Consider the following 12,219-nt stretch of genomic DNA (forward strand, 5'->3'; position numbering starts at 1 on the left):
TCGAGGCTTTCCTTGAATCTGACTACCACAGCGCCAGTCGGAATCGCTCTGTTGGGACTGGTGATGGGTATGCGGCACGCCACCGACCCCGATCACGTCATTGCCGTAACCACTATAGTAAGTCGCCAACATCGCCTTTCCACGACGAGCCGCATCGGAGTCATTTGGGGCGTGGGCCACACGCTAACCGTCCTAGCGGTGGGCTCGCTCATCATTGTTTTCAAAATCGCAATTCCGCCTCGGCTCGGGCTCGCGATGGAGTTTGCGGTCGCCGTCGTATTGATCCTCCTCGGCGTTGGCGCCGTCGCGGGCTTGAGTCGGAGAATTCTTGGACGAATATGCAGAGCCACCTCAGTTGCAAACGAAGGCATTCGATACTCACATGTGCATTTTGATGGCGGGTCTTCGCACCGTCACCATTATGTTCACCTCGGTTCGCATGACCATGCTAAGGTGCATGTTGTGGAGGACGCGGTCGCGAAGCGATTCGCACTGCGCCATCCATTGTTCCGCGCGTTTATCGTTGGTCTTGTCCACGGACTCGCAGGTAGCGCTGCGATCGCTTTGCTCGTGCTGAGCGCCATTCCAGAGCCGCTTTGGGCAACGGTTTACCTGGTCATTTTTTGCATCGGCACGATTCTGGGCATGGGTCTGATCACCACTGCCATTGCCACCCCTTTCATCCTGACAACTGAACGGATGGTACGGATGCATCAAAGTCTTGTCGCTAGCTCCGGGCTGCTAAGCTTCGGCTTTGGGCTCTTTCTCGCCTATCAACTGGGCATTAGCGATCACCTTTTCGGGGCGGCGCCGACGTGGAAGCCCCATTGAGTCTCACCTCGCCCCAGTGCTTGCGGCGCTTTGTAAGTCGCCCTAGCGTCGATGAGGCATACTCCTCAGTACCAAAATCGAATGCCTGGAGTGCGAAGCCGATCTCGCCGTCAAGCGGGGCAGGGTGTGTCCCAACTGCGGCGCACGAATCTCCGAGCACGTCGCGCGGCTGCGGCGCCGCTGAACGTCGCATCGAACAGGTGGTCGCGATAGTCGGTACCGCGCTGGTGCTGGGGTTGTATCTTGCGACCAGCGGGGCAAGCTTGCCTTGAAGGGGTCGCGGCATATGCGCTGGTGGGGTGGTGCTGTACTTTCTCGCCCCGCGCAGTTTTTTGATTTTCGCTTGCAGCTCGGGCGGCTGGCTCTAGGCCGCACGCCAGGCGTGGGCGAGGTTCTCGATCGCTTTCAGGAGCCGGCCGCGGCGTTCCTCCGGGGTTTTCGCAAAGGATGAGAACTGCAGAGCACTGGTGGTGACGCCCGCTCGTTCGAAGTCCTTGAGTCGCCGGGCGCACTGCGCGGGGCTGCCGAAGACGAAGATCTTCTCGACCATCCCATCGGGAATCGACTCGAGAGCTTTTTTCCGCTCGCCGGCGTTCCACGCCTCGAATGCGATACCGGCTTCTTTTTCGTAGCCGATCTCGCGGAAGAACTTGTTGTATTGCGGGACGGTAACGTATGCGGTGAGCGAGCGGCGGAACATTGCGCGTACCGTTTCCTCATCTTCATCGACCGCGCAGATGATCCGGCAAGCTACATCCAGCGTGGCGGGATCCTTGCCGGCTGCGCGTCGACCTTCGCGCGTTTCGTCAAGCGTCGCCGACAAGGTTTCCGGAGTGACAAAATTGACGATGACTCCGTCGCCGATTTCTCCCGCGACGCGCAGCATCTGCGATCCTTGCGCCCCGACGTAGATCGGCGGCGGAGTGTCGAAGGGCACGTCGAGGCGGAAGCCGTCGATATTGACCATTTTGCCATGGAGCGTGACTTTTTCGCGGCGAAAAATCGCGCGCAGTGTCTCGACGGTTTCACGCATCAGCGTGACGGGTTTGCGAAACGGGACGCCCATCCATCCCTGCATGATATTGGGAGTCGAGATGCCGAGGCCGAGCACGAAACGGCCGCCGGTAATGAGCTGGGCGGTAATGGCGGACATGGCGATCAGGGCGGGCGGACGGCTAAAAACCGGAACGATCGCCGTGCCGAAGCGCATCTTTGAGGACAGCATCGCCGCAGCGCTGATCGGCGAGAAGGCGTCCGTAGTATACGACTCGTAAGACCAGCCCTCCGTGTAGCCGCAGCGGTCGGCGGTGCGCACGAGTTCCGGGAAGTGTTGGTGGGAGAAAAACGGGTCGAACGGAATGGTAACGCCAAGCTTCATCATGATGGAGTTCCTTAGTCGCTGAAATGTAGCGTAGTTGCGGAGCGGTTTCCTACCGGCGCGATGGCGACGCGTGTCGCCTGGGGCGATTCAGATGTAGCTTACTCCGAGGGCTTCTGTTGCGGTCACGGCTCAGGTGGTCCCGCGTTCCTCGGTCCGGAAAGCCCCGCGAGCACTTGCGCAATATGAAGCGGGTTCCGATCGGGGCAGAAGTGGCGAATTTGCAAGCGACAGGAAAACCCGTCGGCAATGATTATCGTGTCGGGCCCGCTTGCTCGCAATTTTGGGATCAGAACCCGCTCACCGATCTTTGCTGACAGCTGGTAGTTCTCCCGGTCATAACCGAAGGCACCCGCCATTCCACAACATCCTGAGTCGAGCACCTCGACCTGCAATCCCTCGACCCGCGACAGCAGTTTCACTTCGCTATCCAGACCGGCGATGGCTTTTTGATGGCAATGGCCATGCAGGACTGCCCGTCCGTGGATTGCCCCGGGAGCGAAATCAGGCGCCTCAAGCGTGAGGTATTCCTCGAGCAGCATCGCACGACCGGCCAGAGCTTCAGCCCGCGCGTCGTGTGGGAACAACTTGGGCAGTTCGTCGCGGAAGGTCAGGATGCAGCTCGGCTCAAGTCCCACGATTGCGACCCCTCGCTGTGCCAGGGGGGCGAGCAGCTCAAGCGCGCCCGCGAGAACCCGTTTGGCGCGATCGAGCATTCCCTGATCATAGAGCGGACGGCCGCAGCACACGTCGCGCGCGGGAATCGATACTTCACAACCGGCTCGTTCGAGCACTTCGACCGCGGCCGCCGCAACTGCGGGTTCGAAAAAACGGTTGAAGGTATCGGGAAACAACAGCACCTGACGGTCCGCGGAGCTTGAGATTCGCTGTCGGCCCTTGAACCATGCGCCGAAATCCTGATGAGCAAAACGCGGCAACTCGCGGGCGCCATGAACTCCCAGCGCGCTCTTCGCCACCGACCGAACCAGCGGGGCGTGAGCGAGGAAATTCGCCAGGCCGGGCGCAAATGATGCGACCCGTGCGAAATCGTGCAGGCGCCCAAAAAACTGCGCCTTGAGGGGGCGTCTATTTCGCGCCCAGTACTGCGCGAAAAATTCGGCGCGATATGCCGCCATGTCGACCGCCGCCGGGCATTCGCTCAGGCATCCCTTGCAAGAGAGGCAAAGGTCCAGCGCTTCCTTGACCGCCAGATCCACGAACCCGCCTTCCAGGAGGTCGCCGGTCAGCGCTTCGAACAGCAGCCGGGCGCGCCCGCGGGTTGAGTGTTTCTCATCGCGAGTTGCCATGTAGGACGGGCACATCGTGCCGGTATCGGTTTTCCGACACTTGCCGAGCCCCACGCATTTGAGCGCTGCGCCGGCCAGCCCGCCTTCCGACGAAAAGTCAAAATGGGTCGGCACCCGGAGCGGTGAATAGTTGGCGGCGAGCTTGAGATGAGAGTCGAGGGGGTGAGGATCCACGATCACGCCGGGATTCATCCGGAAGTCGGGATCAAAAGCGCGTTTGAATTCGCGGAAGGCATCGATCAGGTCGTTCGGATACATCACCCGGAGCAGCTCGGAACGCGCAATCCCGTCGCCATGCTCCCCCGACAGCGAGCCGCCAAACTCCACGACCAGCTCCGCGATTTGTTCCATCGTGCGACGAAACACTCCCACCCCCTCGCGGGAGCCGAGGTCAAAACTGATTCGCGCGTGAACACAGCCTTCGCCGAAGTGTCCATAGTAGGTGGCCGCCGTGAGCGAATGGCTGGTTAGTAGCTGGTTGAACCGCCGCAGATACGCGCCCAGCCGCTCCGGCGGGACGGCGGCATCCTCTGCCCCGGGCCAGGTTCGCGGTCGGCCGGGAATATAAGCCCCTGCCCCAAGACCCGATTCGCGCAGCCGCCAGACCGCGGTCTGGGCGGCTCCATCGGACAGGATTTTTGTGCCCGAGCATTCCCGAATTTTCCCGGCGTCGTCGGCGAGCCGTGCGGCCCGCTCGTAGGCTTCGGCCGCGGAATCTGCCCCAAGCTCGACAATTAGAAACGCGCGGCCCTCGGGCAGGAATCGCACCCCCGGCATTCCTTTGATACGTGCGAAGTCGGGGAGGTTTTGGTCGAACCCTTCCAGTGCTTCGGGTCGATGGCGCAGGAGCCAGGAGGTCTGGTCCGCGGCCGCGTACACGTCGTCGAACCCGAGCACGACCAGCGTGACGGACCTGGGACGCGCAACCAGGCGCAGTGTGGCGCGAAGAGTGACCGCGCAGGTACCCTCGCTGCCGACCAGGGCACGCGCCAGATTGAATCCGCGCTCGGGCAGGAGTTCATCGAGATTGTAGCCGGAGACACGCCTGGGGATGTTCGGAAAATGGGCGCGAACCGATTCTGCGGTTCGTTCGCGAAGACCCTTGAGCGCGCGGAGCAACTCGGCCTCTCGGCCGGGCTTGGCCATCTGTGCTTGAAGCTTCGCCTCGGTCATCGGGCCGGTCAGAGTCAAGCGGGTCCCGTCGTACAGCATCGCCTCGATGGCCTCCACGTTGTCGACCGTCTTGCCGTAGGCGGCGGAATGCGAACCGCACGAATTGTTGCCCACCATCCCGCCGATGGTGCAGCGATCCTTGGTCGCCGGATCGGGCGCGAAGAACAGGTCCGACGAGGCCAGCGCGTCGTTGAGATGACTTTGCACTACCCCCGGCTCGACCAGCGCGGTACGACGCTGGACGTCGAGGGTGACGATGCGATTCATGAATTTTGAAAAATCGAGCACCAGCGCCGCGTTGGTTGCCTGGCCGGCGAGGCTGGTTCCGCCTCCGCGTGCGAGAATCGGCAGTGCGTTTTCGCGGGCGATGCGAAGCGCGGTCGCCACGTCGCCATCGTGCCGTGGTGCGATTACGCCAATCGGAATTTGCCGATAGTTGGAGGCGTCGGTGGAATAAACCGTCAGGGTGCCCTTGTCGAAGCGCACCTCCCCTTCGATTGAGCGCTTAAGTTCACTCACAATGGAGGCGGACGAACTCATCTCAATCCTGGATTCTAGTCCAGTTGAGGCGCGGGCCTAACGCCTGAAGAAGCCGGAAAAAACTAACCTAATTCAGTTAAGCTGTACGGCGGTTTTAACGTCGCGCTTGAAATCGGTTTCGAAATAATACTTGTGGCCCTGGTAGGAGAAGTAAAGCTCCTCGGCGCCGGATTCCATCGGTATCGCCAAAGTAGGTTTGCCCATCTTTGCGACCAGCTCCTTGCGGTCCTTCCCGATCCATTCGGGAAGGCGTTTCTCCTGAGAGGGGCGGGTTATCTCGGGCAATCCTGGAATCTGTCGCTCTTCGGAAGAGTACGTCACGCATCCCGCTGCCGACAGCAGGATTGCCAAAACGAATAGGCGTTGTAGTGCTCGCAACTCGCTCAAGATTCAGCTCCGGTCGAGTCTTAGGCTCCGTGGCGAGACCAGGCATCGGGTCCGAGGCGCAATCTAGCGACGGGGCGGACCCTCGGTAAACGGAACTCTGGTTTAAGAGATTGATCCGAAATTGTTACTGCAGCGTTACAGGTCTTTCAGTCCTGCCTTGGTCGCCCCTATCAGCGCGGCCATATTTCCTTCGGGCGCGCGATTTTCAAGCATCAGCTGATGGCAGAGTCCTATCTCTTCGAACTTGAAGGTCTTGCCCAGACACGGATCGATCTTGCCGTCGATGACGAGCTGGTTGAAGGCGTAGGATTGTTCGTCGTTGGCGAAATGTGATCCCTGCAGCCGCTTTTGCCGCATCCACAGGTAGCGCAGGTCAATCGTCGCGTTGTAACCGGTATGGCCCGCGCAGATTACTACCATCCCACCCGTGTCGCATACGAAGACTGAGGTCGGGATGGTATCTTCGCCCGGGAATTCGAACACCAGTCGGGGGCTCTTGCGCTCTCCCACTACGTCCCAGAGCGCCTTGCCGAAGTTGCGCGCCTCGCTCGTCCATTTGCCGAAGGACGCGTCGTCTTTCCAATGCGGCAGCATGCCCCAGTGTTTGAAGTGCTTGCGATTGATGCAGCCTTTGGCGCCAAGTTTCTTGCAGAACTCGATCTTGCGGTCGTCGCCGACCACACCCACCGGAATTCCACCCTCGGCCCTGACAATTTGGATGGCCATCGAGCCGAGCCCCCCTGAGGCACCCCAGATAAGGACCACATCGCCCTGGCGAACGGTGTGGGGCGGCCATCCCATCAACATGCGATAGGCGGTCGAACCTACCAGCGTGGGGGCGGCGGCTTGCTCCCAGCTGAGATGCTTCGCCTTGGGCATACACTGATGCGCCTGCACTTTGGTGAATTGCGCAAAGCTACCCCAGTTCGTTTCGTAGCCCCAGATTTTGAAAGAGGGGTCGTACATCGGATCGTCGCCATTGCGTACCGAGGGGCAGTCCTTGTCCCAGACGCCGCAATGAATCACCACCCGGTCGCCGACCTTGACGTTGTGAACCTCGCTGCCGGTCGCATAGACGATGCCCGACGCGTCGCTGCCACCAATATGAAAGTCGGAGTGGTCGTACTTGGCCTTTTTGCGGGCCGCGATAACGTCGATTGGAGAGCCGAGCGCCGCCCACACGTTGTTGTAGTTGATCCCCGCGGCCATCACGTAAACCAGGACCTCGTCCGGCTTGATCTTCGGCACATCAACCTTCTCGGTTTGGAAAGCCTGGGTCGGATGCCCGAAGCGATCCGCGCGAATCAGCTGACCGTACATGCGCTTGGGCACGTGCCCGATGGGGGGAAGTTCGCCGATGTCGTAAATTTCCTTGTAGCTCATATAGTTCAGTTACCGCCGTGGCAGGCCTCGGTTGGTTCCACACTCCGGGAGCCGTTTATTGGCTAGCCACAGCATTGCACACCTTGAAGGTCCGCGATGTTAAAAATTGACGCGGCTGGACGTTTTTGCCGCCGGCTGCGGAGACACTAGCTACCTGTTTGGTCAGCGTGTGACAACAGGCTGCTTTGCAGGGCTGGCAATCGCCCGATTTCCTTCACGCTGGCTTATCCGGTACTTCATTTCCTGCAAACTGCCCTAATGAAAGGTTGACCCACCTACGCGGATTCCATAAAAGGGCATCGGCTTTGGCGGGCCGGCGGTCGGGGCAATCGGTAAGGCGAGCGATTCAATCAGGTTTCCCAAAACCGGGGCCAAATTATCGTTCGCGGTGCGACAACGCGGTTGGCTAGAATCGCACTAACCATATCTGAGGCGGAAAATCGGCATGGCGGTACGCAAAATCGAGCGGGGCCACTACTTCGAGGATTTCGAGGTTGGGCACCTGTTCCAACACCACTGGGGGCGTACGATTACTGAAGGCGACAACGCGTTCTTCTCGTCGGTCACCATGAATTTCAACCCCGCGTATTTCAATCGCGAGTACGCGCGCTCGATCGGCTACCAGGGCGTGATTGTCAATCACCTGCTGGTGATGAACGTGGTGTTCGGGCTTTCGGTGGAAGACCTCAGCGAGCGCGCGATCGCCCACCTCGGCTACGAAAAGCTCAAGTACCTGGCAACCGTGTATCCGGGCGACACGCTCACGAGCGAGTCGCTGGTGCTCGAAAAGCGCGACACCTCGCGTCCCGACCGCGGGGTAGTGAGGTTCCGCACCAGCGGCTACAACCAACGCGGCGAAAAGGTACTCGAGTACGAGCGCCCGGTGCTTATTCGCAAGCGCAACGTCAGGGCAGGGTGATCTGAAAATGGCGCTGGTTACACCAGAACACGAGGAAATTCGTCGCTCGGTTCGCGACTTCGTCGAGGCCGAAGTAAAGCCGATCGCCAACGACCTCGATCGTGAAAACAAGGAGATTCCCGAACAGATCCTCAAGAAGATGGCAGAGCTTGGCTACTTCGGCGTCATTTTTCCTGCCGAAGAAGGAGGTTTGGGCCTCGACTACATTGCCATGGCCATTGTGACCGAGGAACTGTCGCGCGGATGGCTTTCGGTCGGCTCGGTCATGACCCGCAATATCATCACCGGGACGCTCATCAGCGCGAACGGCACAGCCGAGCAGAAGAAACGGTATATGTCGAAGATCGCGCGGGGCGACATCCTGACGGCTGCGGCGTTCACCGAGCCGGATTCCGGCTCCGACACCGCGTCTTTCAAAACCCGGGCGGTGAGAAAGGGCGACGGATACCTGATCCAGGGTTCCAAGATGTGGTGCACGTTCGCGAATCGCGCACAGATGCTGACCGTGATGACGCGGACCGATCCTGATGTTTCCAAACGTCACCGCGGGCTTTCGCTGATCCTGTTCGAGAAGGAGCCCGGCGATGATTTTATGCCCCCGCAGCTGACCGGGTCGCCGATTCCGACCATCGGCTACCACGGGATGCGCAGCTACGCGCTGCAATTTGACGAGGCCTACGCGCCCGCGGAAAACCTGATCGGCGGGCAGGAGGGCAGGGGATTTTACCAGCTCATGTCCTCGTACGAGGCCGCGCGCGTGCAGACCGCGGCCCGCGCGGTGGGAGTCGCGCAGGCCGCCTTTGAGTGCGCGGTCAAATACGCCAAGCAGCGCACACAGTTTGGCCAACCGATCGGCGACTTCCAGGTCATTCGCCACAAGCTCGCGCACATGGCGGTCGAAATTGAGGCGGGGCGCCAGCTTTGTTACTACGCGGCGTCACAAAAAGATACCGGCAAACGCAGCGACTACGAGGCCGGCCTGGCCAAAGCGTTCGGCGCCGAGATGGCCGAACGCGTGACTCGTGAGGCGATGCAGATTCACGGCGGTTACGGCTATTCGATGGAGTTCGAGGCGCAGCGATTCTGGCGAGATGCGCGGGTGCTGTCGATTTTCGAAGGTACCAGCGAGATTCAGTATGAGGTGATTGGCCGCCGAATCATGGAGCAGCAGGGCTGACATGAGCATTACCAGCGACGGCAGTTATTTCGAGGACTTCACGGTCGGCGACACGCTGGTCCATCAGCGCGGACGGACCATCACCGAAGCGGACAATCATATTTTCACTTCGCTGGTGATGAACACCGCCGAGCTGCATTTCAACCAGAACTTCGTCGAACGGGATCCCAAGACCTATTACGAAGGGCGACGGGTGGTATATGGCGGAGTGGTACTCGCCTTCACGGTCGGGCTCGCCTCCGAAGACACCAGCGAGAATGCGATCGCGGAAGTGGAAATGGACAACGGGAAGCATACCAATCCGGTCTTTCACGGCGACACCATCTATGCGGAGTCGACCGTATTGGAAAAGCATGATTCCAATCGACCCGACGCGGGTCTCGTTAAGTTCAAGCTCGTCGGCAAGAAGCCTGACGGTACCCAGGTCGTGGAAATCGAGCGGACCGTTCTTATCAAGCGAAAATCGCACTTTCTGAGGAAGGCCTGACGCGCGAGCCGGCGGCTATCTTCTCCAAAGGCAGGAAAAGCAAATGTACGTTCTCGACAACGGTACTCGTTTCGTCATCCCCCGCACCGAGATGACCTATCCCGGTCACAGCTTGAAGCTTCATCAGAACGCGGCCGACCCGGTGAAGGCTCCGGTCGACCATGTGATGGCGGACTTCGAAGATGCGTGCCCGTACGAGTTTAAGGGCGAAAAGAGCCGCAAGACCATGGTCGAGGCGCTCACCACGCTCGATTTTGGCAAGAAGATCGTCACCGTGCGTCCCAACAACATCCACTCACCCTTCTTCAAGGGCGACATGGAGGCGATCATGCTGGGAGCGCCCAACCGCTTTCACGGGATCATGCTGCCCAAGACGCGCGGCCCCGAGGAAATCAAGCAGGTCTCCCAACTGCTGGACGATTTGGAAAAGCGCGGCGGGTGGAAATATCGCGTGCAGATCGAGTCTCTGATCGAAACCCCGCACGCGCTGGTACACGCCTACGCCATCGCAACGGCTTCCGACCGCATGTGCGGGCTGGTATTCGGAATCGCTGACTTTGCCGCCAATCTCGGCATCCGCGAAATCGTCGAGGATCAACACATCAACTTCAACTATTCCAAGCAGGCGGTAGTGGTAGCCGCGAAGGCCGCTGGATTGCACGCGGTGGACAACGTTTTCATCCGTATCTGGAGGAACACCGACACGCCCGAACGCATCGAGCAGCTCAAGCGGCAACTGCGCGCCAAAAATGTCGCCTCGGCCAACCTGGGCATGGACGGCACCTGGGTCATCCATCCGCAGCAGGCCGAGATCGCCAACGCCTGCTTCACGCCAAGCGCAGAGCAAATCGAAGAAGCGCGCCGCGTGGTGGCCCTTTATCATGAGAAGGGCGGCGGTTCGATGGCGGATCCCAAGACCGGCGAGATGATCGACGAGGCAACCATCAAGATCGCACTGATGGACTTGGCCAAGGGTGCCCAGGCGGGTCTGGTGTCGGATGCGGAACTCAGAGACTGGTCGCAGAAGAGCAAGGCCATCACCGGCTACGATATCCTGGAGCTGATGCGCCGCGTTGCTTGAAGGGCGAACTCTGCGTAATCCGGGTTCGCGTCCGTCGATCGATCGCCCTCTCCAGCGCAGAGCAGAGCGAAAGCCATGGCGACTACCGTACAGGTCATCTTTTATAGCATGTATGGGCATATCCATCGGATGGCCGAAGCGGCCGCCGAGGCGGTCGGGCAAGTCGCGGGAGCGACGGCCGAGCTTTACCAGGTTCCGGAGCTGGTGCCTGAGGCGGCTTTACAGCGGACCGGAGCGGCGAAAGCCCGGACGGCGTTCGCGCACATACCGGTCGCCAGCGTCGACCATCTGGCGAGTGCGGATGCAATTATCATCGGAACTCCGACCCGCTTCGGGAACATGTGCGCGCAGATGCGCAACTTTCTCGATCAAACCGGCGGTCTATGGGCAAAGGGTGCGTTGGCCGGCAAAGTCGGCAGTGTTTTCACCAGCACAGGGACTCAGCACGGCGGACAAGAGACCACGATTGTTAGCGTCCATTGGACCCTCCTGCATCACGGTATGATCATTGTGGGTGTGCCATACACGGAGCCGGAGATCGCGAACATGAAGGAGATTACCGGTGGTTCGCCCTACGGCGCGGGCACGCTGGCGGGCGCAGACGGCTCGCGGACCCCGACGGACAACGAGCTTCGAATCGTGCGCGCGCAGGGTCGTCGCGTCGCCGAGATCGCCAAGCGCCTGAAGGGCGAGGGCTGATGAAAACCTTGCGCGGAGGAGCGAGCTTATGATCACGGTCAGAAAAAGCGATCGGCGCGGGCGTACCAAAATCGACTGGCTTGACAGCCGGCATACATTTTCGTTCGGTGACTACTATGACCCGTCGGCGATGGGTTTCTCCGTTCTGCGCGTGATCAACGAGGATCGCGTGGTGGGAGGCGGTGGCTTTCCAACCCATCCTCACAGCGACATGGAAATCGTCACCTGGGTGCTCGAAGGCGGGCTCGAGCATCGCGACAGCATCGGTAATGGATCGGTCATTCGACCCGGCGACGCGCAGCGGATGAGCGCGGGTCGTGGAATCCGCCACAGCGAGTTTAATGCCTCGAAGCACACACCGGTCCACTTCCTTCAGATCTGGCTGCTGCCGGCCGCGGCGGGGATCGACCCGGGCTACGAGCAGCGCAATTTTCCCGAGAGCACACGGCGCGGGCAGTTAAGGCTGGTTGTCTCAGCCGACGGAGCCGAGGGCTCCATAGTGATTCACCAGGACGCGCGGATGTACGATGGCATGCTCGAAGCGGGCGAGGGGACCGTCCACAGCCTTGCGCCGCTGCGCCGCGCCTATTTGCAGATAGCGCGCGGGAATGTGCAAGCGAACGGAGTCTCGCTAGGCGCGGGCGATGGCGCCGCCATCGAGAACGAGACTCGCCTCGATCTCAAGGCTCAGTCCGATTCCGAAGTGGTCCTGTTCGACCTACCCTGAACTTTCCAAACCGCATCGGTTGAAGTCGTAGCATTTCGGACACACGGTTCCACAGACCGAGCGCTCAAGCCGGGTTTCCGAAGCTTCCTTTCCTGGTCTCGTCTTCGCCAAGTTTGGATCCGTACGGCGA

Annotated in this window: 11 protein-coding genes; 7 read left to right on the top strand and 4 right to left on the bottom strand. The window is 60.3% G+C overall.

The features are described 5' to 3' along the window. The first annotated feature begins 198 nt into the window (after window positions 1–198). Window positions 199–831 carry a hypothetical protein gene (locus tag VGI36_15235; GenBank protein HEY2486502.1) on the top strand — a complete coding sequence of 211 codons (633 nt, stop codon included), beginning with the start codon at window positions 199–201 and terminating at the stop codon, window positions 829–831. A 364-nt stretch (window positions 832–1,195) separates the two neighbouring features. Here VGI36_15235 and VGI36_15240 read toward each other — a convergent pair whose 3' ends face one another. From VGI36_15240 to ccrA, 4 genes are all read right to left on the bottom strand, one after another. Beyond that, window positions 1,196–2,212, bottom strand: coding sequence for an LLM class flavin-dependent oxidoreductase (locus tag VGI36_15240; GenBank protein HEY2486503.1), 1,017 nt, complete (start codon window positions 2,210–2,212; stop codon window positions 1,196–1,198). A 122-nt stretch (window positions 2,213–2,334) separates the two neighbouring features. Then, window positions 2,335–5,229, bottom strand: a complete 2,895-nt coding sequence (locus tag VGI36_15245) for an FAD-linked oxidase C-terminal domain-containing protein (protein ID HEY2486504.1) — start codon at window positions 5,227–5,229, stop codon at window positions 2,335–2,337. Between the two features lie 72 nt (window positions 5,230–5,301). After that, window positions 5,302–5,616 carry a hypothetical protein gene (locus tag VGI36_15250; protein ID HEY2486505.1) on the bottom strand — a complete coding sequence of 105 codons (315 nt, stop codon included), beginning with the start codon at window positions 5,614–5,616 and terminating at the stop codon, window positions 5,302–5,304. A gap of 135 nt (window positions 5,617–5,751) precedes the next feature. Then, entirely contained in the window at window positions 5,752–6,999 is a 1,248-nt protein-coding gene (gene ccrA, locus VGI36_15255; GenBank protein HEY2486506.1) for a crotonyl-CoA carboxylase/reductase, read from the bottom strand. Window positions 7,000–7,444: 445 nt separating this feature from the next. Between ccrA and VGI36_15260 the strand changes: the two genes are divergently transcribed. The 6 genes from VGI36_15260 (at window position 7,445) to VGI36_15285 (ending at window position 12,089) form a co-directional block, all read left to right on the top strand. Beyond that, on the top strand, window positions 7,445–7,918 hold the full coding sequence (locus VGI36_15260) for a MaoC family dehydratase (protein ID HEY2486507.1): 474 nt from the start codon (window positions 7,445–7,447) through the stop codon (window positions 7,916–7,918). A gap of 7 nt (window positions 7,919–7,925) precedes the next feature. Further along, complete coding sequence (locus VGI36_15265; GenBank protein ID HEY2486508.1) at window positions 7,926–9,095, top strand: acyl-CoA dehydrogenase family protein; 1,170 nt, start codon at window positions 7,926–7,928, stop codon at window positions 9,093–9,095. Between the two features lies 1 nt (window position 9,096). Continuing rightward, window positions 9,097–9,582 (top strand): MaoC family dehydratase, encoded by a 486-nt coding sequence (locus VGI36_15270; protein ID HEY2486509.1) that lies wholly within the window; start codon window positions 9,097–9,099, stop codon window positions 9,580–9,582. Window positions 9,583–9,625: 43 nt separating this feature from the next. After that, the gene (locus VGI36_15275) at window positions 9,626–10,663 is read left to right on the top strand and encodes a CoA ester lyase (protein HEY2486510.1); all 1,038 of its coding nucleotides are present in this window, start codon (window positions 9,626–9,628) and stop codon (window positions 10,661–10,663) included. 75 nt (window positions 10,664–10,738) lie between these two features. Continuing rightward, on the top strand, window positions 10,739–11,362 hold the full coding sequence (wrbA, locus tag VGI36_15280; GenBank protein HEY2486511.1) for an NAD(P)H:quinone oxidoreductase: 624 nt from the start codon (window positions 10,739–10,741) through the stop codon (window positions 11,360–11,362). A gap of 28 nt (window positions 11,363–11,390) precedes the next feature. Beyond that, window positions 11,391–12,089, top strand: coding sequence for a pirin family protein (locus VGI36_15285; protein HEY2486512.1), 699 nt, complete (start codon window positions 11,391–11,393; stop codon window positions 12,087–12,089). Window positions 12,090–12,219 lie beyond the last annotated feature (130 nt).

It is taken from the genome of Candidatus Binataceae bacterium, from assembly GCA_036495685.1.
Taxonomy (GTDB): domain Bacteria; phylum Desulfobacterota; class Binatia; order Binatales; family Binataceae; genus JAFAHS01.